Source organism: Micromonospora sp. NPDC127501 (assembly GCF_040302185.1).
Taxonomy (GTDB): domain Bacteria; phylum Actinomycetota; class Actinomycetes; order Mycobacteriales; family Micromonosporaceae; genus Micromonospora.
This window is the reverse complement of record NZ_JBEORJ010000003.1, coordinates 225,133-250,585: the sequence shown is the minus strand read 5'-3', so window position 1 is coordinate 250,585 and position 25,453 is coordinate 225,133. Positions and strand designations below refer to the sequence as shown.

Sequence of the window (25,453 nt, the reverse complement as noted above, 5' to 3'; positions counted from 1 at the left end):
GTTGGGAGTGTGCTGCATGGCACGTGCCGGGGTGACCGTCGAGCGTCTGACGCTGGCCGCGGCGGAGCTGGCCGACGAGGTGGGGGTCGAGAACGTCACGGTCGCCGCGCTCGCACGCCAGTTCGGGGTCAAGGACGCCAGCCTGTACTTCCACCTCAAGAACGCGCACGAACTGCGGGTCAGGATCGCCCTGCTGGCACTGGCCGAGCTGGCCGACCGGGTCGCCGCCGCGCTCGCCGGCCGGGCCGGCAAGGAGGCGCTGGTGGCGTTCGCCAACGCGTACCGTGCCTACGCGCGAGAGCACCCGGGCCGCTACGCCGCCATGCAGATCGACCTCGACCCGGAGACCGCCGCCGCGAGCGCGGGCGTGCGACACGCCGAGATGACCCGGGCGATCCTGCGCGGCTACCGGCTCTCCGAGCCCGACCAGACCGACGCGGTGCGGATGATGCACAGCACGTTCCACGGGTTCGTGAGCCTGGAGAAGACCGGCGGCTTCCGGCACACTCCGCGCCCCACCGACGACTCCTGGTCGCGCACCCTGGACGCCCTCGACGCCGTCCTCACCAACTGGCCGTCGCGCTGAGCTGCCGCAGAGCCACGGCATAGGCTCGGTGGCGTGGATGATCTCGAGTTGGCCGACTGGCGGGAGCGGGTGGCCCGGCTGTACCTGTCCGACGTCGACCTGGCCGGCTTCCGCGCCGGCCGCGACGAACTCTTCGCCACCCACCCGCAGAGCCCGATCCCCGTGGCAGAGCGGCCCGACTTCGCCGGGGTGCGCTACTTCCCGCCCGACCCGGAGGCCGTGGTGGAAGCACCCCTGCGGCCGGCCGGCGGTGAGCTGCGCATCGACACCGGTGGCCCGGACGGGGTGGTCTCGTACCGGCGGGTCGCGGTGGCCGAGACGCCGTGGGGGCCGCTGACCCTGTGGTGGATCGAGGCGTACGGGGGCGGGCTGTTCGTTCCGCTGGGTGACGGCACCTGCGGGCGGGAGAGCTACGGCGGAGGCCGGTACCTCACCGACACGGTGAAGGGCACCTTCGGCCGGGGCGTCGAGCTACTGCCCGGCGACCGGGTCCGGCTGGACGCCAACTACCTCTACAACCCCAGCTGCGCCTACGACGACCGCTGGGCCTGCCCGCTGGCACCGCCGGAGAACCGGGTCGAGGTCGAGATCCGCGCCGGCGAGCTGACGTACCACGACTGAACGGCCGGCCGCCCCGGCGTGTCGCCGGGACGGCCGGTGTCGTCGCTCAGCGGGCGTTCGACGGCGAGCCGGACATCTGCATCCGACCGAGCAGCTGCCGCGCCTGGTCGGCGAGCTGCGCGTCGACTGTCACCGCGTACTGGCCGGCCCGTAGTGAGCTGGCCGAGGTGAAGTCGCGCTGGCCGCCCGTCATGGCGTGCGCGACCGCACCGAACACGGCACCCCAGATCGCACCGATGACCAGCCCGACCAGGATCACCGCCAGCCAGTTGCCGACGGTGAAGATGCCGAACAACAAGCCGATGAAGAGCCCGAACCAGGCGCCGGTACCGGCGCCGAGCAGGCCGGCTCGACCGGTGGTCATTCGTCCGAGCACCGTCTCCACCAGGGTGAGGTTGGTGCCGACGATGGCGCTGTGCTCCACCGGGAAGCGGTTGTCGGCCAGGTAGTCGACGACCCGCTGCGCGGTCGGATAGTCCGGGTACGAGCCGATTGTCACGGTCGGCGGGCCGGCCTCCGGCCCGTGGCCGTCCCCGGCCGGTGTCGACAGGCGGCCGGCCGGCCCGGATGGAAGCAGGTCGCCACCCTGTGTGCCGGACCGCCAGGCGGCGGTCGGCCCCGAAGCTGACGTCATGAGCATCCTCCCTCGTCAGCTCGCCGGGTTCCCCTCCAGGCCGACCGGTAACGCGGTCACCACCGTCGGACCGGAGGGGAATGGGTGCTGACGGCCCGGGTAGGCAGTCAGGTGGAGAGCGGACAGATCAGCGACTACGGGTTCCTCGCCGACGGCCGCACCGCGGCGCTGGTGGACGCCTCGGGCTCGGTGAACTGGTGGTGCCCTGGCCGGTTCGACGCCCCGTCGGTGTTCGGGCGGCTGCTCGACGACGGCGCGGGGCACTGGTCGATCCGACCGGAGATCGATTTCAGTGTCGAACGCAGCTACCTGGAGGACACCCTGGTGTTGCGGACCGTCTTCCGCACCGCGCAGGGGGAGGTCGCGCTCACCGACGCGCTCGCCTTCGAGCCCGGCTCGCGAGGTCACCACATCGGGATGCACCCACCGCAGGTGCTGGTTCGTAGCGTGCAGGGACTCTCCGGCGCGGTGCCGATGCGGGTGCACTACCGTCCGCGCTTCGAGTACGGGCGCACCATCGCGTACCTGGTCGAGCGTGAGAACATGCTCGAGGCCATCGCCGGGGCCGCGCGGCTCACCTTCCGCAGCAGCGTGCGGTTGGCGTGCGGCGACGATGGCGATGCCGCGGCGACGTTCACCGTCCGCGCCGGCACGACCCACAACTTCAGTCTCGGGTACGCCCCGACCTACGACGCCCCACTGCCTGAGGTACCGGACGCCGACCAGACGATCGCCGACACCGTCGCCGGCTGGCGGTCCTGGGCCGACGAGCACGAGTACCAGGGCCTCTACGCCGAGGAGGTTCGGCGCAGCGGACTGGTGGTGCAGGGCATGACGTACCGGCCCAGCGGCGCGGTGGTGGCCTCGGTGACCACCTCGCTGCCGGAGAAGCTCGGCGGGGACCGCAACTACGACTACCGCTACGTCTGGGTGCGCGACTTCAGCCACACCCTGCGGGCGCTGTGGCGGTCGGCGTGCTTCGACGAGGTGCGGCGGCAGTTCGCCTGGTTGGGTCGGGCGATGGGCCGCATCGGCGACCAGCCGGTGCCCATCATGTACGGGGTGCTGGGGGAGCGGGACCTCACCGAGCATCAGCTGGAGCAGCTCGGCGGTTACCGCGACAGCCCGCCGGTGGTGACCGGCAACGACGCGTGGCGGCAGCGGCAGAACGACATCTACGGCGCGGCCATGGACGCCGCCTGGCTGATGCGCGACCAGCTGGAACCGTTCGACCCGGACGTCTACCACCTGCTCCGGGTGCTCGCCGATCAGGCCGAGCAGGACTGGAAACAGCCGGACGCGGGGATGTGGGAGGAGCGTGGAGTCCAACACCACCACGTGTCCTCGAAGGTGGAGTGCTGGGTGGCGCTGGACCGGGCGGTCCGTTTCGGCGACCAGCTCGGCGGGCCGCAGGACCTGGCCCGCTGGACGGCGGCCCGGGACGAGGTGCGCGCGGCGATCCTCGAGCGGGGGTGGAGCGACCGGCTCCAGTCGTACACCGGGATTTTCGATTCCGACGAACTGGACGCGTCGGTGCTGGTGATGCCGCTGGTGGGCTTTCTGCGGGCCGATGACCCGCGGATGCGCTCGACGGTCCGCGCGGTGGAGCGGGGACTGTCGCACGACGGCCTGCTGCGGCGCTGGGACGGCGACCCGGCGGGCTTCGTCATCTGTTCGTTCTGGCTGGTGAGTTGCCTGGCGTTGGCCGGCGAGCGGGACCGGGCGCACGAGTTGTTTCGCGATCTGGCTGGTCGGGTCAACGACCTGGGTCTCTTCGCCGAGCAGATCGACCAGCAGACCGGGGAGCAGTTGGGCAACTTCCCGCAGGCGTTCTCGCACATCGGCCTCATCAATGCCGCCGGTGTGCTCACCGATGTCGAGCAGGACCCGACGTTGCGCCATTGCGGAATGCCTCCGGCGCACTTCACCCCGACGCGTCGCTGAGCCCGTACTTTCGTGTAAATCTTGACAACTTTCGATTCGATGACGCGAAGTTCTATCGCCTTCCAGTGAAAGACGTTAATGTCCGGGAAACACCGCGGTGCTCCTCCAGTCGGCGGGAGCGGCACCGAGATCCCCGGACAGCTGGAGGTCTCGTGTCCCGCACTCTGCGTCGACGGCTCGTCAGCGCCACCACCCTGCTCACCGTCCTGGTCACCCTCTGCCTGGTCCCGCAGGCGAGCGTTCTACCGGCCGCCGCGTCCCCGGCCCAGGCCGCCGCCCTCGCCCCGCCCGCCACCAACGGTTTCGAGAAGGTCGCCCTCGACGGCGGCCTCTCCATGGGCGAACCGATCGAACTGGCCGTCGCACCCGACGGCAAGGTCTTCTACATCAACCGGGGCACCAGCAGCGCCGGTGGCCAGGTCCGCCTCTACAACCCGGCGACCAGGTCCACCACGGTGGCCCTGACCCTGGCGCTGGACGCCCGCTTCGAGGACGGCCTGATCGGCATCACCCTGCACCCGAGCTTCGCGAGCAACCGCTGGGTCTACCTCTTCTACTCGCCCAAGGTCACCCCGCTGGTCAACCGGATCAGTCGGTTCACCTTCAATCCGTCCACACTGCTGCTCGACCCGGGCAGCGAGGACGTGCTGATCGAGTGGCCCACCGAACGCGATCTCTGCTGCCACTCGGCCGGCTCGATGAGCTGGGACACCGCCGGCAACCTGTACTTCGCCGTCGGCGACAACACCAACTCCGGCGGCGACTCCGCCGGGATGGCCCCGATCGATGAGCGGACGAACCGCAACGCCCAGTACGACGCGCAGCGCACCTCGGGCAACACCAACGACCTGCGCGGCAAGATCAACCGGATCCACCCGGAGAACGACGGCAGCTACACCGTCCCCGCCGGCAACCTCTTCGCCGCCGGCACCGCGCGGACGCGCCCGGAGATCTACGTGATGGGTGTGCGCAACCCGTACCGGATCTGGGTGGACCGCAAGGCCAACAACACCCTCTACTGGGGCGAGGTCGGCCCGGATGCCGGCACCGACCTGGCCAACCGTGGCCCGGCGGCCTACGACGAGTTCAACCGGGCCAACGGGCCCGGCAACTACGGCTGGCCGTACTGTGGCGGCCCCAATGTCGCCTACAACGACTGGGACTTCGCCACGGCCACACCGCGTGGCTGGTTCCCCTGCGGCGGCTCGACCGGCCCGGTCAACAACTCACCCCGCAACACCGGCGTCCAGCAGCTTCCGCCGACAAAGGCGGCGCTGGTCTGGGAGCAGCACGGCGGCAGTGAGGACTGGCCGGCGCTGGACAACCCGGGTGGGTGCGGGTCGCCCAACCACGTCGAGGTCTACCACTACGACCCGAACCTCGTCTCGGACGTGAAGTGGCCGGCCTACTACGACAACAAGTGGCTGATCTCCGAGTACTGCCGCAACTGGATCAAGGAGGTCCAGTTCGACAACGGCAACCCGTCGACCGGGGCGCCGACCGTCATCGAGCCGGTTCTCGCCGGCATGAAGCTCGTCCACCCGATCGACTGGCAGTTCGGCCCGGACGGCTCGCTCTACCTGCTGGAATACGGCAGCGGCTACTTCTCCGGTGCGGTCGACGCCGGTCTCTACAAAATCAACTACGTCCAGGGTGGCCGGTCGCCGGCCGCCAAGGCCACCGTCAACCGGGACAACGGCCTGGCCCCTCTCTCGGTGACCTTCTCCAGCGCCGGCAGCTCGGACCCGGACGGCGACCCGCTGACGTACGCGTGGGACTTCACCAACAACGGCAGCACCGACTCGACCGCCGCGAACCCGTCCTTCACGTACTCCGCCAACGGCAGTTACAGCGCCCGGCTCACCGTCAACGACGGCACCGGCCGCAGCGCGACCACAGTGGTGTCGGTGGTGGTCGGCAACAACCGGCCGACGGTCACGTTGACCGGCCTGCCCGCCGGCGGGCTCTTCGACTGGGGGCAGGACCTGGCGGTGGGCGCCACCGCCAGTGACCCGCAGGACGGCACACCGGCCTGCTCGGCGGTGGTCGTCCGGGCCGCGCTCGGCCACCAGGAGCACGCCCACGAGGAGGGGGAGGGGACCGGCTGCGGCGCCACCTTCAACACCGGTCCGGTGCACGCCGGCCCCGACTCGGTGCTGTTCTTCGTCCTGCGGGGCAGCTACACCGATCGCGGCGCGACCGGCTCGGCCGCACTCACCGGTGAGCAGGAGATCAGCCTCTACCCGAAACAGTGGCAGGCCGAGCACTTCGTCCAGCTCAACGGCCCCAAGGTGATCGACCAGGCGGCGGCCGAGGGTGGCAAGCGGCTGGGTGACGTCCAGAACGGCGAGAGCGTCCGGCACCACGCGGTGAGCCTCAAGGGGATCACCGGTGTCCGGGCCCGGGTCTCCTCCGGCGGCCCCGGCGGCACCATCTCCTTCCGGTACGACTCACCGACCGGCACCGAGGTCGCCCGGATCGCGGTGCCGAACACCGGCGGCTGGGACAACTACACCGAACTGAGCGCCACGGTGACCAGGCCAGACGACGGCACCCACGACCTGTACCTGGTCGTCACCGGCGGCAGCGGGGCGTTGCTGGACGTGGACAGCTACACCTTCACCGGCCCGGGCGTCGGCACCGGCGGGGCACGCACCGGTGAGGTCAAGGCCCTCGGCAAGTGCGCGGACATCGCCTCCAGCCAGACCGCGAACGGCACCAGGGTGCAGACCTGGACCTGCAACGGCACCGCCGCCCAGCGCTGGACCCTGCCCGGCGACGGCACGGTGCGGGGGCTCGCCAAGTGCCTGGACGTGAAGGCGAGCGGAACCACCGACGGCACCCTCGTGCAGCTCTACGACTGCAACGGCAGCGGGGCCCAGCAGTGGGCCGCCCAGCCGGACGGCAGCCTGCGCAACCCCCAGTCCGGACGGTGCCTGGACATCCCCAACTCGGACCTCACCGACGGTCGGCAACTGCGGATCTGGACCTGCAACGGCACCGGGGCGCAACGCTGGACCCTTCCGTGACCGCCCCCTGACCGGTTCGGCACCCGTACCCGAGCGTCGATGACGCACGGGGTCGGGTGGCGGACGCGGAGCCCGGCCGTCCACCCACGTCCCCCGGGTGGGCGGCCGGGACTCGGGGGACAATGGCGGGTATGCGGCTGGTGCTCACGGCGGACACCCACGTACCGAAGCGGGCCCGGGACCTACCCGGGCCTCTCTGGGCGGCCATCGAGGCGGCCGACGTGGTGGTGCACGCCGGCGACTGGGTGGACGAGGCCCTGCTCGACGCCATGACCGCGCGATCGCGCCGACTGATCGGGGTGTACGGCAACAACGACGGCCCGGCGCTGCGCGCCCGGCTGCCGGAGGTGGCCCGGGTCGAGCTCGACGGCCTGCGGGTCGCGGTGGTGCACGAGACCGGGCCCAGGACCGGCCGGGAGAAGCGGTGCGCGACCCGCTTTCCCGACGTCGACGTGCTGGTGTTCGGGCATTCGCACATCCCCTGGGACACCGAGGCACCCGGTGGGCTGCGCCTGCTCAACCCCGGCTCACCCACCGACCGCCGCTCCCAACCCCACGCCACCTACCTCACCGCGGAGGTGCAGGCGGGCAGCCTGACCGAGGTGCGGCTGCACCGCCTACCCCGCCCCTGACCCCGCCCTTCGCCCGCGATCTTGCACTTGCTGCCGACGGTCTGCGGCTTGCGTGCCCTTCTGTCGCGACAGAAAGTGCAAGATCGCGTGGAGAGGGCCGGGACTACTGGCCTCGGCCCGTCTCGGCCTGGAGTTCGTCGATGCGCTTGGACGCCTCGGCCTTGGTCAGGTCGTCCGGGAGGTCGGCGTGAGCTTCCCGGGCCAGCGTGCTCAGGTAGGACTCCTGGGCGGCGGTCGGCGGCTCGTCCCCAGTGACCCACTCGTCCGGGTCCTTGATCGCGGCATTCTGGTCGGCCTGCTCGGTACGGCGGTCCGTCATCATCATCACCCTTTCTTTCGAACAGGTGTGCCAGTACCCCGATCATCGGCGGTTCATGCCCGAATGCCGCCACCTACGATCATCGGATGACGGAGGACCGGTCGAGCGTGGTGGTGGTCGGGGCGGGCATCGCCGGGGTGGCCTGTGCGGTCGAGCTGACCCGGGCCGGGGTGCCGGTGCAGGTCCGGGAGCGGGGGCACGTCTGCGGTGGCCGGATGGCCAGCAAACGCTTCCAGGGTCGGCCCGCCGACATCGGCGCCGCCTACTTCACCGCCACCGACCCGGACTTCGCCGCACTGGTCGAACAGTGGCGCGCCGCCGGGCTGGTCCGCGAATGGACCGACACCTTCCAGGCCTACGACCGGAGCGGGAGCCGCGAGGTGCCCGGGCCCATGCGCTTCGCCGCCCCCCGTGGGCTGCGGTCGCTGGTCGAGCACCTGGCCGGCCCCGTGCCGGTGACCGTCGACCGGCTGGTGCTCACGGTGGAACCCGGCCTGGTCGTGGACGGGCAGTCGTTCGCGGCGGTCGCCCTGGCCATGCCGGGCCCGCAGGCCGCCCTGCTGCTCGACCCGGCCCTGGCCGACGCCACCCGGGTCGTGCAGGCCCAACGCTGGTCGCCGTCCCTGGCCGCGGTGCTGCGCTTCCCGACCCGGCGCTGGTCGGACTTCCGGGGCGCGTTCGTCAACGACCACCCGGTCCTCAACCTGGTCTGCGACGACGGTGACCGGCGCGGTGACGGCGCGCCGGTGCTGGTCGCGCACACCGTGCCGGAGTTCGCGGCCGGGCACCTGGCCCAACCCACCGGGGCCGGCCCGGCGATCGAACAGGCCGTCCGGGACCTGCTCGGGCTGCCCGAGCAGGCCGTCGACGTGCACGTGCACCGCTGGACGTACGCGAAGCCGACCAGCGACGCCGGCGGCGCCACCCACCACCTCGACGCCGACGGGATCGGCCTGGCCGGCGACGCGTTCGGCAAGCCCCGGGTGCAGAGCGCCTGGCGCTCCGGCCGGGACCTGGGCCGCGCGCTGGCCGCCCGGCTCGCCTGAGCCAACAGCGCCCCGGCCAGGCCGGGCCGGCCTGAGGCACAGCTGGCCTGAGGCCCGTGTTCAGGCGTGTCCGGCTGCCGCGACGGGCCTGGCCTCGGGATCCCGTTCGGCCGGGTCGGAGGTCCGCTCTCCCTCCCGGTCCAGCAGCTGCATGACCGGGGTCGCCGTGATGCCGTGCACCACGACGGAGACGAGCACCACCAGCCCGACGGTCGCCCAGAGCAGCTCGGCCTGCGGGAAGTCGGCCTTGGTCGTGGCGTACGCGAGGTAGTAGAACGAGCCGACGCCGCGGATGCCGAACAACGAGATGACCCAGTGCTCGGCCGGGCGTCCGGGGGCGCCGCGCAACGACAACCAGCCGATCAGGGGCCGCACCAGGAACACCAGCGCCAGCCCGACGGCGGCCGCCGGCCAGGTCAGCGGGCCCAGCAGACCACCCACGATCGCGCCGCCGAGCAGCAGCAACAGCACCAGGGTGAGCAGCCGTTCGACCTGCTCGGCGAAGTCGTGCAGCACCGAGTGGAACTCGTGGGTCCGTTCGGCGGCCCGAATGGCCCGGGCGGCCACGAACACCGCCAGGAAGCCGTACCCGCCGACCACCTCCACCAGCCCGTACGCCAGGAACGTGGCGGCCAGCGCCAGGAACCCCTCGGCGTGCCGAGCCAACCGCAGCTGACTGGGAGCGCGGAAGAACAGCTTGCCGAGCAGCCAGCCGATGAGCAGGCCACCGCCGACACCGATGCTGATCTTCCAGAGCACGTCCACGGTGAACCACTCGGCCAACCAGTCGCTCGGCGCGAGGCTGGTCGAGGCGATGGCGATGGCCGCGTAGACGAACGGGAACGCCAACCCGTCGTTCAGGCCCGCCTCGGAGGTCAGCGCGAAGCGGACCTCGTCCTCGGAATCCTCCACGTCGGTCGGCTCGCCGACCTGCACGTCGGCGGCGAGCACCGGGTCGGTGGGCGCCAGCGCGGCGCCCAACAACAGCGCGGCGGCCGGCACCAGCCCCGCCCACCACCAGCCGAGCAGGGCCACCGCCGCGATGCACAGGGGCATCGCGATCGCCAGCAGTCGCCAGGTGGACGACCACCGCCGCCAACTCAACGGCCGGTCGATCTTCAGCCCGGCGCCCATCAGCGCGACGATCACCCCGATCTCGGTGAGGTGGGTGGTCAGCTCCGGGTGGGCCAGGGGGTCCGGTGACGGCAACCCGACCGGCAGCAGGAACACCAGCATGCCGAGGGCGAGGAAGGCGATCGGCATGGACAGCGGGCGCCGCTCCAGCACCCGCGGCAGGATGCCCGCGAGCAGAGCGCCCAAGCCCACCAGCGCGAACGCCACATCTACCGGCTCCACGGCACCACCCTTCTGCCCGCACCCGCGAGGTGCGGGCAGGTGGTGACAGACCTTGCCCCGCAAGGGCTCCGGCTATGCGCGTACGTGCCGGTGAACCGGAGTGATCCTTACCGGGGCCGGGTGAGCGGCGAATCCGGAAGTTCGTTCAACAGCGCGGCCGGGTCGTCGTACACCGCCACGGCACCCGCACCGGCCAGCTCGCCACGGCTGGTGCCGCCACAGGTCAACCCGACGCAGGGGATGTTCAGCTTGCCGGCCGCGGCGACGTCCCAGACCGAGTCGCCGACGAAGACCACCCGCTCGGCGGTCAACCCCGACTGCTCCAGCGCCGCCTCCAGAATGTCCGGTGCCGGCTTGCTCTCCTTCGCGTCCGCCGAGGACGTGACCGTGTCCACCACGTCGTCGGCGTTCAGCGCCCGGCGCAGCGCGGCCACCTCGTGTTCGGCGGCGGAGGTGGCGAGCACCACCCGCAACCCCCGCTCGGCGCAGGCACGCAACAGGTCGGCCGCCCGGGGTAGCGGCGTGAGCCGTTCCCAGTACTCCGCGTAGAGGGTGTCGTGCGCGTCGCGCAGCTTCGAGTCGGCGTCGCGGTCCCGCTCCGGGCCGAGGAGATGATCCAGGAGTTTGTCCGATCCCATCCCGATCGAACGGTGCACCACCGCCATCGGCACCGGCTGATCGGTCTGGCGTAACGCCTCCCACCAGCTCACGGTGTGCAGGTAGGTGGTGTCGACCAGGGTGCCGTCGACATCGAAGAGGACCCCGGCGGGTCGATCGGTAGCCATGGGCGTCCTCCTACCCTCGGGCGGCTCAGGGATGCGCGGCCGGCGGCGTGAGGATCTCGAACCAGACCGTGGAGCCCCGGACCGACGGGTCGGTGCCCCAGGCGTCGCTGAGCTCCTCGATCAGGCCGAGGCCGCGCCCGCGACTGCTCAACGTGTCGGTACGGGCCCGGGTCACGGTGCCCCGGGTGCCGGAATCCGCGACCGAGACGAGCAGCCGCTCGGCGCTGAGGTCGATCTCCACCCGTGCGGCCGTGCCGGCGTGCAGCAACGCGTTGGTGGTCAGCTCGCTGGTGCAGAGCACCGCCGCCCCGATCACCGACTCGGGCACCTGCCACTCGGTGAGCTGGCCGGTCAGCCAGTGCCGGACCCGGCTGGGGGCGGTCGGCTCGGCGGGCACCTCCATGCTCGCCGAACGACTCGGTTTGAGCGCGTGCTCGACCGCCAGCACGGCCACGTCGTCCTCCGTGCCGCCCGGGACGGCCGCGGTGGCCACCGCGCAGAGCGCCCGGGGGTCGCCGCTGCCGGCCTTGGCAATGGCGTCGCTCAGGGTGGCCAGCCCGGCGCTGAGGCTCTGCCGACGACGCTCCACCACCCCGTCGCTGAACAGCAGCAGAGTGTCGCCGGGGCGGAACGGGACGGTCGTGGTGCCGGGCCGGCCGCCCAATCCCAGGGGCGGCCCGGGCGGGACGTCGACGTACTCGGCGTGGAACCGACCATCCGGGTCACCGCGACGGATCAACGGGGCGGGGTGACCGGCGCTGGACAGGGTCAGCTCCCGCCGCTCCGCGTCGATCACCCCGAACGCCACGGTGACGAACAGCTCGTGGGTGCCGGCCTCCGCGCCGAGGCTGGTCACCAGCCGGTCCAGGCCGGCCAGGACCGCGTCGGGCGTCGGGTCGGCCAGGGCCAGGGCGCGCAGCGCGGCCCGGACCTGCCCCATCCGCGCGGCGGCCTGCACGTCGTGCCCGGCGACATCGCCCAGCACCACGCCGAGCGAGCCGTCGGGCAGCAGGAACGCGTCGTAGAAGTCACCGCCGGCCGCGTTGCCGTCCACGCCCGGGTCGTAGCGGGCCGCGATCCGCAACCGGGGCAGATCCGGCAGGTGTTCCGGCAACATGCTGCGCTGCAACAGTTGGGCCGTGCCGTGCTGGGTCTCGAACCGGCGGGCCCGCTCGGCGGCCTGGCCGATCAGCTCGGCCGAGGCGGCAAGCAGCGCCCGTTCGGCGGGGGACCAGGTGTGCGGAACCTGGTAGCCGACCGCCAGCCCGCCGCGGACCACCGAGGTGCCCAGCGGCAGGGCCGCCATCGCGCGGACCTTCTGGTCGTGGCGGTCCACGGCGGTGTCCCGCAGCGGCTGCCCGTCGCGGGTGAACGACGGGGCGCCGGAGCGGGCCGCCTGCACCACCGGGGCCGACCAGTCCACCGGCGCGCGCCGCCAGAGCGGGGGAAGCCTCTCGTCGGCCTCGTCCAACAACTCGCCACGGACCCGACGCACCATGCGCCAGCCGCCGCCGCCCTCGTCGACAGCGAACGAGGCCTGGTCGGGGTCGAACGTGGTGATCGCGTACCGCAGCGCCACCCGGGCCACGTCGTCGAGGGTGAGGGTGCCGGCGAGCGCCGCGGCCACCTCGCTGAGGCTCTGCAACTGCTCGGTGACGTGGGTGGTCTCGGCCGCGACCGTCAACACGCCGACGATCTGGCCGGCGCTGTCGCGCACCGGTGAGTAGCCCCGGGTGAAGACCGCCTGCTCCACCGTCGCGGAGTGCCCACGGACCAACGGCAGGGTGGACTCCTTCTCCAGGAAGGCCTCGCCCTGCCGGTAGCAGCGCTCGATCACCGCGCCGACGCCGGGCAGCGCCCAGATCTCCGCGAACACCTCGGCGGCCGGACGGCCGAGGGCGCTCGGGTGCTTGGTGCCCAGCAGCTCGGCGTAGCCGGCGTTGTAGAGCAGGACGAGGTCGTCGCCGTACGCCAGGGCCATCGGCATCGGCGAGGCGAGGACCAGCTCCACCACGGCCTGGAGGGCGACGTCCCAGTCGTCGGCCGGGCCCAGCGGCGTGTTGGCCCAGTCGTGGGCGAGCGCGCCGACGGCCGGGCGGGACCCGGTGGGTGCGCCCGGGCCCGGAGTTGCTGGCGTGGGGACCCGCCCGACCGTTCCTGGCATGTTCGCAGCCTAGTCGGCCGACCGGAAAAGGCATCCGACCGTGGCGGCGGGCCGTGGCCGCGTCCGTCGCGGTGGCCGTTCGGGCAGTTCAGGGCCCCTGTCCGGAGGTCTGTCGGGAAAAACGTCGCGCGCTGCGCGGAGTGCCGGACCGGTTGCCGGGTATGCGCCCGGCGCAGTCCATGCGACAGGAGGGACATCATGCTGAAAACCCTCGCGGTCCGGCAGGCCGACATCGGCGATGCCATCGCCGACACCTGGAGGTCGGTGCTGCTCTTCATCCCGAAGGCAGTGGCCTTCATCGTCATCCTCGTGGTCGGCTGGCTCATCGCCAGAGCCGTCCTCAAGATCGTGGATACGGTGCTGGAACGGGTGCGTTTCGACCAGGCGGTCGAACGCGGTGGCATCAAACGGGCCCTGGAGAGAACGAAGTACGACGCCAGCGACATTCTGGCCAGACTGGCGTACTACGCCGTACTGCTGTTCACGCTGCAGTTCGCCTTCGGAGTTTGGGGGCCCAACGCGATCAGTGACCTGATCAGCGGCGTGGTGTCCTGGTTGCCGCGCGCGTTCATCGCGATCGTCATCGTGGTGGTGGCGGCCGCGATCGCCAACGCTGTCCGGGATCTGGTCACCGGGGCGTTGGGAGGGCTCTCGTACGGCAAGGTCCTGGCCGATCTGACGGCGATCTTCATCATCGCGCTCGGTGTGATCGCCGCCCTGAACCAGGTGGGTATCGCCACCACGGTGACCACCCCGGTGCTGATCGCGGTGCTCGCCACGGTGGCCGGCATCCTGATCGTCGGCGTCGGCGGTGGTCTCGTGAAGCCGATGCAGAAACGCTGGGACGGCTGGCTGGACCGGGCGGCCCAGGAGGCTCGGGCGGTGCAGCAGCAACGTCAGGCCGCGTCGGCCGGGCGTAGCGACGTGGAGCGGCAGATGGCCGACCGCGGGGGCGACCGCACCCAGGCCATGCCTCGGGTGGACGAAGCCCAGCAGTACCGCTCGTAGCGGGCGGAACAGCACGACGGGTGGGAGGGTGTTCCGCGGACGACGCGGGGTGCCCTCCCTCGCGTGTCAGTGCTGGTCGAGTGCGCGAGCCAGCGCGCAGACCGCAACCAGCCGGGCGAGCAGCCAGTCCGGGTGGCTCCAGTCCACCGGCCCGCTGGGCGGAGTCCACCCGTGCTCCAGGGCGGCGGCGCGCACCCCCTCGGCGTAGCCGGCGAGCGCCGCGGAGGTCAGCGGCGTGCGGTCCCCGTCGAGGCTGTCCCGGACGGCCGCCGCATGCTGGTCGACGAGGGCCAGCAGCCCTGGTCGCGCGGCGGCGGCGGTGAGCCCGGCAGTGCCCACGGAGACGGTGAGGGCGGCGAGGGTGGACCGCGCCGAGTCGACGGCGGTACGGGAGGCGACCCGGTTGAACGGCACACGCATGGTGACCGAGGCTAACCGACCCGTGACAGTGCCGACCTCGTCCGCTCGGCGGATGTCGGCTGCGCCACTGGGCGGTCGCCGCTGACCTGGGGGATTGATCCGGCACAGACGGGGCAGCAGGAGAACACCCACGGACGACGGCACCCGGCACGGAGGCACGGATGGGACAGCAGGCGGACGGACCCGACGAGCGGCACCGGCGGCCGGACGGCGTCAGCGACGCTACGGTCGCGGCGCTCGGCAAGCTCAGCGAGGCGCTGGAGTGTGTGGAGCGGGCCCGGGGGCACCTCTACTCGGTGCACCAGTTGATCGGCCATGCCGACCTGATGCTCGACGACGCGGTGGAGCAGTTTCGCGCCGCCGGGCATCCACATCTCGCCGACCGGATCGCCACGGAGCTGCGTGGCCGCAACGTCATCGCCGGACGGTGGACGTTTCAGATCGTCGAGGATTTCGACGACGGTTACCACGCGCTGTTCCGGGAGTTGGACCAGCAGGCCCGCGACGAGTTGGTGGGTGGGCGGCGCCACCTCTACGAGGCGGAGATGAAGGAACGCCGCCGTAGCCGGGGCCGGCCGGGCCACGAGGCCCGGCCGGACGGCGGAGGCTAGTCGCTTGTCGCGTTGGCCGGGCGACGCCGTGCCGCGTCGTCAGCGATGATCACGGTGGCCACCATCAGCGCGACGCAGAGGCTGAACAGCCACGACTCGTCGGCGACGAGCCAGGCGGACACGGGCGCCTGGAGCGCGGCGAGCAGGAAGCCGAGCCAGGCGAGCCGGCGCTGACGCGTGGAGAGGATTCCGGAGCCTTGATGCATCCCGAAATTCTTACGCGAACCGGCCGGGTTGCCGTCCTCCGATCGGCCGATTCTGGATGAGCTGTCCGTTTTCTCGACCGTACGGACACGACTTCTTTGCGCCGAGGGCGATCGGGTGCCGACGGCGCTAGGGTGCCCCTGCGGCAGGATGGTGTCTCGTGTCCACCCCGCCCGCGCGCCCTCGCGCCGCACTGCTCCTGCTGTCCTACCTCGCGTTCGTCAGTCTCGGCCTGCCCGACGGCCTGCTCGGCGTCAGCTGGCCCTCGATCCGGAGCGACTTCGACGTGCCGACCGAGGCGGTCGGGTGGGTGCTCACCGCCGGCACCGTCGGCTATCTCACCTCCAGCGTGCTGGCCGGCTTCACGCTGGCCCGGGTCGGCGTGGGCGCCCTGCTCGCCGGCAGCACCCTGCTGGCCAGCCTGGCGCTGACCGGCTACTCGGTGAGCCCCGTGCTGGCGGTGCTGGTGGGCTGTGCGCTGCTGCTCGGGCTCGGCTCCGGTGCGGTCGACTCCGGGCTCAACGCGTACGCCGCCGGGGCCTTCGGGGCCCGCCACATGAACTGGTTGCACGCCTTCTTCGGCCTCGGCGTGGCCATCGGTCCACTGATCATGACCGGGGTGCTGAGCGCCGGGCTCGCCTGGCGTTGGGGGTACGGCATCGTGGCCGCCGCCCAACTCGTCCTCGCCGCCGCGTTCGCGCTCACCGTGCGGGCCTGGCACCGCGGCGTTCCAGCCAACACCGAGGCGGGCGCCCCGGTGCCCACCGAGGCGGGTGCCGCCGTCCAGACCGGGCCGGCGCCGACCCTCCGGGTCCCGGTTCGGGACACGCTGCGGCTGCCGGCGGTCTGGTCGGGGACGCTCGCCTTCGTGCTGTACGTGGCGATCGAGGTGTCCGCTGGGCTGTGGGCGTTCCTGCTGCTGACCGAGGGGCGCGGGCTCAGCGCGGCGTTGGCCGGCGGGTGCGTCTCCGCGTACTGGGGCAGCCTCTTCGTCGGTCGGGTCGTGCAGGGTCTGGTGGCCGAGCGCCTGGGGGCGGGGTTGGTGTTGCGCGTCAGTCTGGCCGGGATGGCCGTCGGCGCGGCCCTGATCGCCGTTCCCGGGCCGGCCCTGCTGGCGGTGCTGGGCCTGGTCGTTGTCGGTTTCGCCGCCGCGCCGGTGTTTCCGCTGCTCACCCTCACCACCGCGGAACGGGTCGGCGCGGCGCACGCGGACCGGGCCATCGGGCTGCAGATCGGCGCCGCGGGCGTTGGCGCGGCGCTCGTCCCGGCCGGGCTGGGCGTGCTGATCGGCAATACCTCGGTGCAGGTGCTGGGCTCGGCCCTGCTGGTGCTCGCGCTGGCGTTGATCGTGCTGTACGAGTGGGGCGCCCGTCGCTCGACCGACCGGCCCACCGGGCAGCCGGCGCCCACTCAGCCCGGTGGGGAGGGTCAGCCCGCGTCCGGGCCGGTCCGCCCGGTGGTGGACGGACGGTAGCGGCGCTCCGGATCGGTGTCCTCCCGGCTGTTGCCCTGGGCCTGCCCCTTACTGTCGTCCGCTGCCAGCCCGTGGCCGAACGTCGCCTCTTCCCCCGCGTCGTTGCCGGTCACGTCGTCGGCCTGCCCGTCGAGGCTGGAGCCGGCCACGGCCTGCTCCAGCTCTTCCAACGGAAGCCGTTCCTCATCCCGCCACACCCTGATGTTGTCGTCGGTCATGTCTTCAGCGGTACCCGGGCGCGATGATCGCAAACGGTGGCGCGCGACAAGGCTCGGACACGGCGATGGCCGCCAGGATTCTGGCGGCCATCGGTGTCACTGCTCAGGGTCACGGCTGCGGACGGTCGACCTGTCCGCGCCAGGCGCCGGTCTCCTGACCACGCCGCTCGATGTAGGTCTTGAACCGTTCCAGGTCGCCCTTGGCCCGGCGGTCGACGATGCCGAGCTTGTCGCCGGCCTGCTCGACCACGCCGTGCGGCTCGAACTCGAGCTGCAGGGTGACCCGGGTCTTGTCCTGGTCCAACCGGTGGAAGGTCACCACGCCGGCCTGCTGGGTGCCGTCGGTCGAGCGCCAGGCGACCCGCTCGTCGGGGAGCTGCTCGGTGATCTCGGCGTCGAACTCGCGCTTCACCCCGGCGATGTCCACGGTCCAGTGGGTCATCGTGTCGGAGAGCTGCCGGACCTCCTGCACACCCTCCATGAACTGGGGGAACTCCTCGAACTGCGTCCACTGGTCGTACGCGGTGCGTACGGGCACGGAAACGTCCACATGTTCGGTAACGCCACTCATCGGGGAACCTCCTTCAGTCGCTGGTGGATTGCCGGATCGGGGGCGATCCGCTCACCAGCGAGTCGTCTCGTTCTTGTTGCCCAGTGCCGCCCAGATTTCGGAGACCGTCTGGTAGACGGTGCCCTCGGGCAGCCGTTCCAGCGCCGCGACGATGTCGTCCGGCGCCTCGTTCTCGCGGGCGCTGGCGACGAGCACCAGACGGTCGCCCGGCAGCGCGCTCATCGAGATGAACCGGCCGAGCCGGCTGCGCTGCTCGACGTCCGTGGAGCTCATCCCCTTCGGGGCGCCGGTGCGCGTCTCGCCGGCCGGGGCGGTGGTCGCCTCCGGCTGGTCCTCACCGGCCGGTTCCGGAACCCGGAACTCGTCGACCCGAGAGCCGCCGGTCCCCGGCCCCTGCACGAGGCCGCTGACCTCCTGACTCATCTGTTCGTCGATCCTCGGTCCGTGCTTGCTGTTGCCACGCTCCATGCCTTCTGCGCTACCCGGCACCCCGCTCGGTAAACCGGCACCGGACCACGAACCGGCCCCCGGCCCGGCGACGAACCGGACACCACGGTCGAACCGGAGGTTCAGTCGTCGGCGGGCTTGCGGGGAGGCAGCACCGGCTCCTCCGGGTCCGGGTCGCCGGCCTGCAACTGCCGGCCGCGCTGCACCTCGGCGTTGATCTGCACACCCAGCATCAGCGCCGAGTTGGACAGGTAGAGCCAGACCAGGAACGCGATGGCCGCCCCGAGGCTGCCGTAGGTGGTGTCGTACGAGCCGAAGTTGGCCACGTAGAGGCCGAAGCCGAAGGAGGCCGCCGCCCAGGAGATCAGGGCCACCGCGCCGCCCGGGGTGAGCCAGCGGAACCGGGGCTGACGCACGTTCGGCGCGATCCAGAACAGCAGGGACAGCAGCACCATCATGATCATGGCGAGGACCGGCCACTTCGCCACGCTCCACGTCGTGCGGGCCAGGCCGCCGGCGTTGATCAGGTCGCCGACCGCATCGGTGACCGGCCCACTGACGATCAGGCCGAGGGCGACCACCGCGAGCAGCACCAGCGTGATCGCCGCCAGGCCGATCTGTAGCGGCCGAAGCTTCCAGACCGGGCGGCCCTCGGTCACCCCGTAGACGGCGTTCGAGGCCCTGGTGAACGCGCCGATGAAACCCGACGCGGACCAGAGCGCGCCGAGCAGGCCGAAGCTCAGCAGCAGCTGGGGGTTGCTCTGGTCGAGCACCACGGTCTGGATCACCCCGACCACGCCGCCCTCGTCGTTGGTCAGCACCGACCCGGCGCCCACCTGATTGGCCAGGTCGACCACCGTGTCCAGGGTCCGCTCCCCGTCGGAGACCAGACCGACCAGCGCCACCACCACGATGGCGGACGGAAAGAGCGCCAGCACCCCGTAGTAGGTCAGCGCGGCGGCCCAGTCGGAGCAGTTGTCGTTGACGAAGTTCTGCACGCTGCGGACCAGCACCCCGCGCCAGGTCCGCCAGCTCAACTGCCGCATCCGTCCGGGCACCCGGGTGCCCGTTGTGCCGTCGAGCGTCGTACCGGGCTCCGTGGTCGTCATGCCCGCTCCCTGCGCCCCGGCCGCCGGATGACCGGTCGTCCGGTCTGGCCTGGCCCGGCGGTACCCGGATGGTGAAATCGACAAACCCACCTGGTACCCGGCCGGCGTCGCCAGGGTTTGCCCCCCGGTCACCGGGGAACGGTCACAGTGACCCTGTCGACACGGAGGAGGACGAGATGCCCGGGCGCGAAGACCTGCCCAGCACGCTGCGACGCTCCCCGGAGAAGGCGCAGCGCACCTGGGAGAAGACCCACGACTCGGCGGTCGAGACCTACGGCGAGGGGGAGCGGTCGCACCGCACCGCCTTCGCCGCCGTGAAGCATCAGTTCGAGAAGGTGGGCGACCACTGGGAGCCGAAGGGCCGCAAGGGCCCCAGCGACCAGCAGGCCGCCGGTGGCGGGCCGGAACGACGGGCCCCCACCGCCGGTGGCGTGGACGCCAACGCCACCAAGGACCACCTGATGTCGGTGGCCCGCGAACTCGACGTGCCCGGGCGGTCCAGCATGACCAAACCGGAGCTGGTCACGGCCATCGAGAAGGCCAACGACCGCGCCACCCGCAAGGCCCGCGGCGACTGACCGCGGCCGCACCGGAGCACAACCGACGCGGTACGGGCGGACGCGCCACCCCTGCGTCCGCCCGCACCGTTCACCAGTGCCCGCCGCCCGGCGCCTCGATGTGCACCGCCTTCGTGGCGGTGAACTCGTCCAGCAGCTCCGGGCCGTACCCGAAGCCCTGCCCGCTCGCCCGGCGCGGATGCGCGGCACCCCCAGGCGCACCCCCGAACACCGCGTTGACCTTGACCGTGCCCACCGGCAGCTCCCGCCAGGCCCGCTGCGCGTGACTCATCGACGGGGTCAACACCGTGGCGGCCAGCCCGTACGGGGAGTCCGCCGCGCAGCGCAACGCCTCGTCGAACGAGTCGACGACCACCACCGGGGCGACCGGCCCGAAGGTCTCCTCCCGGACCAACGGCAGGTCGTGACGGCAGTCGGTGACGACGGTGGCCGGGTAGAACGCCCCCGGCCCGTCCGGCACCTCGCCGCCCACCCGCACCCGTGCGCCGTCCGCCACCGCGGCCGCCACCTGCCCGTGCACGTGGTCCCGGTGCCGCCGGTCGACCAGCGGGCCCAGTTCGGTGCCCGGATCCCGGCCCGGTCCGACCCGCAGCGCTCCGGCGCGTCGTACCAGCGCGGCCACGAAGTCGTCGGCCACCTCCCGGTGCACGTAGAGCCGCTCCAACGCCACGCAGATCTGCCCGGCGTTGGCGAACGCGCCGAGCGCGGCCTGCTCCGCCGCCCACTCCGGGTCGACGCCCGCGTCCACGATCAACGGGTCACTGCCGCCGTTCTCCAGGAGCACCTTCGCGCCGGTGCGGGCCGCCGCGGCGGCGATCGCCCGCCCGGTCGCGGTGGAACCCACGTGGGCCACCACGTCGACGTCCTGCGCCGCCAGTGCCGCACCCACCTCCGGGCCACCGGTGAGCAGTGACAACACCCCGGCCGGCAGTGCCTGGTCCAGTGCTCGGGCCAGCAGCCAACCCGTCGCCGGTGTCCGTTCGCTCGGCTTGTAGAGCACCACGTTGCCGGTCACCAGGGCCGCGCCGAGCAGTCCACACGACACCGCCACCGGGTCGTTCCAGGGGGTGATCGCCGCGACCACCCCGCGTGGCTGCGGCGTCAGGAAGTCCAGCGCGCCGGCTTCGCCGTTGAGCGTGCGCCCGCCGCGCAGCGGTGCCAGTTCCGCATACTGTCGCAGGGTGCCGATCCCCGCCTCGACGCCGCCGCGGGCGTCCGCCAACGGCTTGCCCATCTCCGCGGTGACCGCTGCCGCCAACTCCTCGACGACCGCCTCCACCGCGTCCGCGGCCCGATGCAGCGCAGCCGCCCGTTCCGCCGGGGCGGTCGCCGCCCACTGGGCCGCCGCGTTGCGGGCCGCCTGGGTCGCCTTGCCCACCTCGTCGGCCGTGGCCACCGGCACCGTGCTCACCAGCGCGTCGTCCGCCGGATCACGCACTACCAGTTCGCCGCCGTCGCCGCCCGCACCCCACACCCCGCCCACCAGCTGCGCAACCGTGTACATGCGGCGCTGGATGCCCCGGCCTGGAGGAGGCAAACGCGTTTCGCCCGGTTGCGCGCCGGGTAGGCGGATCCGATGACAACCACCACCGCGCAGAGCGCGGACGCCGTCGTCGTCGGCGCCGGGCACAACGGTCTGGTGGCCGCCAACCTGCTGGCCGACGCCGGCTGGGACGTGGTGGTGCTGGAGGCGACCGCGGTGCCCGGTGGCGCGGTCCGCTCCGCCGAGGTCACCGCGCCCGGCTACCTGAGCGACCTCTACAGCTCGTTCTACCCCCTCGGGTACGCCTCACCGGTGCTGGGCGGCCTGGACCTGGGTCGACACGGCCTGTCCTGGCGGCACTCGCCGGACGTGCTGGCGCACCTGCTGCCGGACGGTCGAGCCGCGGTGATCAACCGGGACCCGGACGTCACGGCAGCGTCGCTGGAGCAGTTCGCACCCGGGGACGGTAAGCGTTGGCTCAACGCGTACACCGACTGGCTCGACGTGGCCGAGCCGATGCTGGACGCGATCACCTCGCCGTTCCCTCCGGTACGCGGCGGGCTGGGCCTGCTGCGCCGGTTGCGCGTCGCCGGCGCGCTGCGGCTCGCGCGCCGGCTCGTCGTACCGGTCCGCAAACTCGGCGACGAACTCTTCGATGGCCCCGGCGGGCCGGCCCTGCTGGCCGGCTGTGCCCTGCACACCGACCTCTCCCCGGAGGAGGCCGGCTCCGGGGTGTACGGCTGGCTGCTGGCCATGCTCGGCCAGCAGGTCGGCTGGCCGGTGCCCGACGGCGGCGCGCAGCAGATCACCAACGCGCTGGTGGACCGGCTTCAGGGGCGCGGCGGGACGATCATCTACGGTGCCCGGGCCGATCGGGTGCTCACCGCCCGGGGTCGGGCGATGGGGGTCCGGACCGTCGGCGGCGCGCTGTGGCGGGCCCGGCGGGCCGTGCTCGCCGACGTGCCGGCGCCGGCGCTCTACCTCGACCTGGTCGGCGCCGCGGCACTGCCGTCCCGGCTGGTGGAGGACCTGGCGCACTTCCGGTGGGACGGCTCCACGCTGAAGGTGGACTGGGCGCTCTCCGCGCCGGTGCCCTGGACGAACCGGCAGCTGGCCGGCGCCGGCACCGTGCACCTCGGAGCGGACCTGAACGGGCTCACCCACTACGCCAGCGAGTTGGCCCGTGGCGAGCTGCCCCGCGACCCGTTCCTGCTGGTCGGGCAGATGTCGGTGGCGGACCCGAGCCACTCTCCGCCGGGCACCGAGTCGCTCTGGTCGTACACCCATCTGCCGTTCCGGCGGAACTGGCGGGCCGAGGAGGTCGCCGGGCACGTGCAGCGGATGGAGGAGGTGCTGGAGGCGGCGGCCCCGGGTTTCCGGCAGCTGATCGTGGGCCGGCACGTGGCCGGGCCGGCCGACCTGGAGAAGGGCAATCCGAGCCTGGTCGGTGGCGCGCTCGGCGGCGGGACCGCCGCCGCGTACCAGCAGCTCTTCCTGCGGCCGATCCCTGGCCTGGGCCGGGCGGACACCCCGGTGGACCGGCTCTTCCTGGCCAGCGCGTCGGCGCACCCCGGCGGCGGTGTGCACGGCGCACCGGGCGCGAACGCGGCCCGTGCCGCGCTGGCCCGCGACCGCGCGCTGACCGGCCGCGCCTACGCCGCCGCCATCGCCACAGCGAACCGCGCCATCTACCCCGCCTAACGCCCGCCCCCACCCACCTCGGCTCCCGGTGATCAAGAGGTTTGCGTCGCCAGCGTCGGCGGATCTGACGCAAACCTCTTGATCACCCAGGCGGGGTCGGGGGAGTGGGATCGCGTTGTCAGCGGGTGATGTTGCGGTGTTTGCTGCGGAGGCGGAAGGGCATGAGTGCGCTCTCCACCTTGGTCGCGGTGGTCATCTTGGAGACGCCGTCGCGCCGCTCCTCGAAGCGGATCGGCACCTCCAGGATGGTGTGCCCGAGCTTGGTGGCGAGGTAGTGCATCTCCACCTGGAAGCTGTAGCCGTTGGACTGCACCCGCTCCAGGTCGATGTCGCGCAGGGCTTCGGCCTGCCAGATCTTGAAGCCGGCGGTGAGGTCGCGGATGCGTACCCGCAGCAGGGTGTGCACGTAGAGGTTGGCCCAGCCACTGAGCGCCCGGCGGTAGAGCGGCCAGTTCTCGTCCAGCTCGCCGCCGGGCACGTAGCGGGAACCGATCACCACGCTGGCCTGGGTGGAGAGCAGCGCGCCGAGCATCCCCGGCAGCGCCTCGGGCGGGTGCGAGAGGTCGGCGTCCATCTGCGCCACGTACTCGGCGCCGCCCTCGATCGCCCGGGTCATCCCGTCCACGTACGCCCGGCCGAGGCCCTCCTTGCCGGCGCGGTGCACGACCTCGATCCGGTCAGGGTGTTCGATGGCCAGCTTGTCGGCCACCTCCCCGGTGCCGTCGGGGGAGTTGTCGTCGGCGACGAGGATGCGCAGCCCCGGCAGCGGCAGCGCGAGCAGCCGCTCGACCAGCGCCGGGAGGTTGCCCGCCTCGTTGTACGTGGGCACCACGACGGTCAGGCGTGCGTCCCGCCACGGCGTCGGCAACTGCACCGGCTTGATCATGTCGGTCATCCTCGGTTTGCGGACAAGGGTCATGGAAAGGGTATCTAGTTCCCGCATTCGGTCCGAGGGAGGCACCCCTTCCGGGCGTTGCGGACCCTCGCCGTCCACCGCGTACGGGGGTCGAAGCCCTGGTCAGAGGCGTGCGCTGGTCAGCGACGACGGCGAGCGACAGCGCTGAGGGCGAGCGCCGCGACGGCGAGCGCGACACCGGAGAGCGCCGGTTTGTGCGTGCCGACCCAGAGCGCCGCGGACCGGTCACGCGCCTGTTCGCGGAACACGCCAGCCGTGCCCCGGTCCGTGTCCGCATCGCCGGGGTGATCCAGATTGTCCCGCCAGGTCGCCGGATCGATCTTCTCACCGGTCTGCTGGCTGTCGTAGCCGTCGCGGGCTAGCTTCCGGTCCAGCAGGCCGGGGAACAGGGCGTCGCCCACCCGTGCCTGCCAGGTCGGGCCACCCACGTTCAGCTCCCTGGTGCCGCGGTCGGCGGCCCAGACGATGGCCCGGGCGGCCAGCTCCGGAGTGAAGATCGGAGGCACCGGCTGCGGATGCCGGGGCAGCCGGGTGCGGACCCAGGAGAACTGCGGTGTGTTGACCGCAGGCAGCTGCACCATGGACAACTTCACCCCCGGGCAGTCGTGCAGCAGCTCGGCGCGCAGCGAGTCGTTGAACCCCTGGACGGCGTGCTTGCTCGCGCAGTACGCCGACTGCAGCGGGATCCCCCGGTAGGCCAACGCCGAGCCCACCTGCACGATCGTGCCCTGCCCGTGCGCCCGCATGTGCCGCAGCGCGGCGAGGGTGCCGTGCACGGTGCCGAGGTAGGTGACCTCGGTGACCCGACGGAACTCGCGCGCCGGAATCTCCCAGGCCGGCGCGAACACCGACGCCATCGCATTGTTGATCCACACGTCGATGCCGCCCCAGCGGTGCACCACGTCGTCGGCGGCCTGCTGCACCGCGCCCGCGTCGGCCACGTCGACCCGGTACACCCGCACGTCGGTCGCCCCGCGCAGTCGGCACTCCCGTTCGGCGGCGACCAGACCCGCCTCGCCCCGAGCCAGCAGCGCCAGCCGGGCGCCGCGCGCCGCGTACGCGTGGGCGACGGCGCGGCCCACGCCGGCACTCGCGCCGGTCACCACCACGGTCCGGGTCACGAGGACCCCTTCTGTCGGATGGCGATGTCGGAGAGTCGGGCCAGCGTCTCCCGGTTACGCCTGTGCAGCACCAGATCGTTGATCTTGTTGTGGACCCAGCGCAGCGGGCCGGCGGCGAAGTCCTCGCCGATACGCACCCGGGTGGCGCCGTCGCCGACCGGCTCCAGGGTGAAGGCCACGATCGCCTCGCCCGCCGGCCAGAGCCCGGCCTTGAGCACGAGCCGGTGCGGCGGCTCGCAGACCAGCACCGTCGAGGCGTCCTGCAACGAGAACGGCCACGGCCCGGCCCGGTGGTGCAGTTGGCTGCCCACCCGAGGCCAGGCGTCGTCCACGTCTCGCACGTGAGCGGTGCCCACCACCCAGTCGCTGTACGTCCATCCGTCCGCGAGCACGTCGAACACCTGCTGCGGGGAAGCGTCGATCACTTTCTCCACAATCGCCACCGGGATCCCATACCCGGAGCACGGCACGGGCTA

At 72.1% G+C, this 25,453-nt stretch carries 26 protein-coding genes; 11 read left to right on the top strand and 15 right to left on the bottom strand.

Annotated elements, in window-relative coordinates; all coding sequences use genetic code 11:
* Positions 1-16: 16 nt before the first annotated feature.
* Together ABTW72_RS08545 and ABTW72_RS08540 are read left to right on the top strand one after the other, a co-directional pair.
* Positions 17-586, top strand: a complete 570-nt coding sequence (locus tag ABTW72_RS08545; protein WP_350855961.1) for a TetR/AcrR family transcriptional regulator — start codon at positions 17-19, stop codon at positions 584-586.
* Between the two features lie 33 nt (positions 587-619).
* Positions 620-1,207 carry a DUF1684 domain-containing protein gene (locus tag ABTW72_RS08540; protein ID WP_350855958.1) on the top strand — a complete coding sequence of 196 codons (588 nt, stop codon included), beginning with the start codon at positions 620-622 and terminating at the stop codon, positions 1,205-1,207.
* 46 nt (positions 1,208-1,253) lie between these two features.
* Here ABTW72_RS08540 and ABTW72_RS08535 read toward each other — a convergent pair whose 3' ends face one another.
* Positions 1,254-1,841 (bottom strand): YflT domain-containing protein, encoded by a 588-nt coding sequence (locus ABTW72_RS08535; protein ID WP_350855955.1) that lies wholly within the window; start codon positions 1,839-1,841, stop codon positions 1,254-1,256.
* Between the two features lie 111 nt (positions 1,842-1,952).
* Between ABTW72_RS08535 and ABTW72_RS08530 the strand changes: the two genes are divergently transcribed.
* The 3 genes from ABTW72_RS08530 to ABTW72_RS08520 all read left to right on the top strand — a co-directional run bounded on the left by ABTW72_RS08530 (position 1,953) and on the right by ABTW72_RS08520 (position 7,446).
* Entirely contained in the window at positions 1,953-3,785 is a 1,833-nt protein-coding gene (locus tag ABTW72_RS08530; RefSeq protein WP_350855953.1) for a glycoside hydrolase family 15 protein, read from the top strand.
* 152 nt (positions 3,786-3,937) lie between these two features.
* The gene (locus tag ABTW72_RS08525; RefSeq protein ID WP_350855950.1) at positions 3,938-6,814 is read left to right on the top strand and encodes a ricin-type beta-trefoil lectin domain protein; all 2,877 of its coding nucleotides are present in this window, start codon (positions 3,938-3,940) and stop codon (positions 6,812-6,814) included.
* A gap of 131 nt (positions 6,815-6,945) precedes the next feature.
* On the top strand, positions 6,946-7,446 hold the full coding sequence (locus tag ABTW72_RS08520) for a metallophosphoesterase family protein (RefSeq protein WP_350855947.1): 501 nt from the start codon (positions 6,946-6,948) through the stop codon (positions 7,444-7,446).
* Between the two features lie 103 nt (positions 7,447-7,549).
* On the opposite strand, the gene ABTW72_RS08515 is transcribed toward ABTW72_RS08520, so the two are convergent.
* The gene (locus tag ABTW72_RS08515; RefSeq protein WP_091402204.1) at positions 7,550-7,768 is read right to left on the bottom strand and encodes a DUF3072 domain-containing protein; all 219 of its coding nucleotides are present in this window, start codon (positions 7,766-7,768) and stop codon (positions 7,550-7,552) included.
* 104 nt (positions 7,769-7,872) lie between these two features.
* On the opposite strand from ABTW72_RS08515, the gene ABTW72_RS08510 reads away from it, so the two are divergent.
* The gene (locus tag ABTW72_RS08510; protein ID WP_350856717.1) at positions 7,873-8,811 is read left to right on the top strand and encodes an NAD(P)/FAD-dependent oxidoreductase; all 939 of its coding nucleotides are present in this window, start codon (positions 7,873-7,875) and stop codon (positions 8,809-8,811) included.
* Positions 8,812-8,871: 60 nt separating this feature from the next.
* Here ABTW72_RS08510 and ABTW72_RS08505 read toward each other — a convergent pair whose 3' ends face one another.
* The 3 genes from ABTW72_RS08505 to ABTW72_RS08495 all read right to left on the bottom strand — a co-directional run bounded on the left by ABTW72_RS08505 (position 8,872) and on the right by ABTW72_RS08495 (position 13,116).
* A complete protein-coding gene (locus ABTW72_RS08505; RefSeq protein ID WP_350855944.1) occupies positions 8,872-10,167 on the bottom strand; it encodes a cation:proton antiporter in 1,296 nt (431 codons plus the stop codon).
* Between the two features lie 107 nt (positions 10,168-10,274).
* On the bottom strand, positions 10,275-10,952 hold the full coding sequence (locus ABTW72_RS08500; protein WP_350855941.1) for an HAD family hydrolase: 678 nt from the start codon (positions 10,950-10,952) through the stop codon (positions 10,275-10,277).
* A 25-nt stretch (positions 10,953-10,977) separates the two neighbouring features.
* A complete protein-coding gene (locus ABTW72_RS08495) occupies positions 10,978-13,116 on the bottom strand; it encodes an ATP-binding SpoIIE family protein phosphatase (RefSeq protein ID WP_350855938.1) in 2,139 nt (712 codons plus the stop codon).
* Positions 13,117-13,314: 198 nt separating this feature from the next.
* On the opposite strand from ABTW72_RS08495, the gene ABTW72_RS08490 reads away from it, so the two are divergent.
* On the top strand, positions 13,315-14,124 hold the full coding sequence (locus tag ABTW72_RS08490) for a mechanosensitive ion channel family protein (RefSeq protein ID WP_112678021.1): 810 nt from the start codon (positions 13,315-13,317) through the stop codon (positions 14,122-14,124).
* 66 nt (positions 14,125-14,190) lie between these two features.
* Here ABTW72_RS08490 and ABTW72_RS08485 read toward each other — a convergent pair whose 3' ends face one another.
* Positions 14,191-14,544 (bottom strand): DUF6401 family natural product biosynthesis protein, encoded by a 354-nt coding sequence (locus ABTW72_RS08485; RefSeq protein WP_350855935.1) that lies wholly within the window; start codon positions 14,542-14,544, stop codon positions 14,191-14,193.
* A 161-nt stretch (positions 14,545-14,705) separates the two neighbouring features.
* Here ABTW72_RS08485 and ABTW72_RS08480 point away from each other — a divergent pair, with 161 nt between their 5' ends.
* Positions 14,706-15,155, top strand: a complete 450-nt coding sequence (locus ABTW72_RS08480) for a hypothetical protein (protein ID WP_350855932.1) — start codon at positions 14,706-14,708, stop codon at positions 15,153-15,155.
* Here the strand turns inward: ABTW72_RS08480 and ABTW72_RS08475 are convergent.
* Positions 15,152-15,361, bottom strand: coding sequence for a hypothetical protein (locus tag ABTW72_RS08475; protein WP_091401653.1), 210 nt, complete (start codon positions 15,359-15,361; stop codon positions 15,152-15,154). The genes ABTW72_RS08480 and ABTW72_RS08475 overlap by 4 nt on opposite strands.
* A 158-nt stretch (positions 15,362-15,519) precedes the next feature.
* On the opposite strand from ABTW72_RS08475, the gene ABTW72_RS08470 reads away from it, so the two are divergent.
* Entirely contained in the window at positions 15,520-16,833 is a 1,314-nt protein-coding gene (locus tag ABTW72_RS08470; RefSeq protein ID WP_350855929.1) for an MFS transporter, read from the top strand.
* Here the strand turns inward: ABTW72_RS08470 and ABTW72_RS08465 are convergent.
* From ABTW72_RS08465 to ABTW72_RS08450, 4 genes are all read right to left on the bottom strand, one after another.
* Complete coding sequence (locus ABTW72_RS08465) at positions 16,788-17,051, bottom strand: hypothetical protein (protein ID WP_350855926.1); 264 nt, start codon at positions 17,049-17,051, stop codon at positions 16,788-16,790. The two genes, ABTW72_RS08470 and ABTW72_RS08465, sit on opposite strands and share 46 nt — an antisense overlap.
* Before the next feature lie 109 nt (positions 17,052-17,160).
* Positions 17,161-17,622, bottom strand: coding sequence for an SRPBCC family protein (locus ABTW72_RS08460; RefSeq protein ID WP_091401658.1), 462 nt, complete (start codon positions 17,620-17,622; stop codon positions 17,161-17,163).
* A 51-nt stretch (positions 17,623-17,673) separates the two neighbouring features.
* Complete coding sequence (locus tag ABTW72_RS08455; protein ID WP_350855923.1) at positions 17,674-18,090, bottom strand: DUF2795 domain-containing protein; 417 nt, start codon at positions 18,088-18,090, stop codon at positions 17,674-17,676.
* 101 nt (positions 18,091-18,191) lie between these two features.
* Complete coding sequence (locus ABTW72_RS08450; RefSeq protein WP_350855921.1) at positions 18,192-19,178, bottom strand: YihY/virulence factor BrkB family protein; 987 nt, start codon at positions 19,176-19,178, stop codon at positions 18,192-18,194.
* Between the two features lie 176 nt (positions 19,179-19,354).
* Here ABTW72_RS08450 and ABTW72_RS08445 point away from each other — a divergent pair, with 176 nt between their 5' ends.
* Complete coding sequence (locus tag ABTW72_RS08445) at positions 19,355-19,756, top strand: ChaB family protein (protein ID WP_112620837.1); 402 nt, start codon at positions 19,355-19,357, stop codon at positions 19,754-19,756.
* Between the two features lie 70 nt (positions 19,757-19,826).
* Here ABTW72_RS08445 and ABTW72_RS08440 read toward each other — a convergent pair whose 3' ends face one another.
* Complete coding sequence (locus ABTW72_RS08440; RefSeq protein ID WP_350855918.1) at positions 19,827-21,260, bottom strand: aldehyde dehydrogenase family protein; 1,434 nt, start codon at positions 21,258-21,260, stop codon at positions 19,827-19,829.
* A 72-nt stretch (positions 21,261-21,332) separates the two neighbouring features.
* On the opposite strand from ABTW72_RS08440, the gene ABTW72_RS08435 reads away from it, so the two are divergent.
* The gene (locus tag ABTW72_RS08435; RefSeq protein WP_350855915.1) at positions 21,333-22,940 is read left to right on the top strand and encodes a phytoene desaturase family protein; all 1,608 of its coding nucleotides are present in this window, start codon (positions 21,333-21,335) and stop codon (positions 22,938-22,940) included.
* A gap of 118 nt (positions 22,941-23,058) precedes the next feature.
* Here the strand turns inward: ABTW72_RS08435 and ABTW72_RS08430 are convergent, their stop codons facing one another.
* The 3 genes from ABTW72_RS08430 to ABTW72_RS08420 all read right to left on the bottom strand — a co-directional run bounded on the left by ABTW72_RS08430 (position 23,059) and on the right by ABTW72_RS08420 (position 25,402).
* On the bottom strand, positions 23,059-23,826 hold the full coding sequence (locus ABTW72_RS08430) for a polyprenol monophosphomannose synthase (protein ID WP_091402208.1): 768 nt from the start codon (positions 23,824-23,826) through the stop codon (positions 23,059-23,061).
* A 149-nt stretch (positions 23,827-23,975) separates the two neighbouring features.
* Positions 23,976-24,977 (bottom strand): SDR family oxidoreductase, encoded by a 1,002-nt coding sequence (locus tag ABTW72_RS08425; protein ID WP_350855913.1) that lies wholly within the window; start codon positions 24,975-24,977, stop codon positions 23,976-23,978.
* The gene (locus ABTW72_RS08420) at positions 24,974-25,402 is read right to left on the bottom strand and encodes an SRPBCC family protein (protein WP_350855910.1); all 429 of its coding nucleotides are present in this window, start codon (positions 25,400-25,402) and stop codon (positions 24,974-24,976) included. The genes ABTW72_RS08425 and ABTW72_RS08420 overlap by 4 nt, the downstream gene beginning before the upstream one ends.
* Positions 25,403-25,453 lie beyond the last annotated feature (51 nt).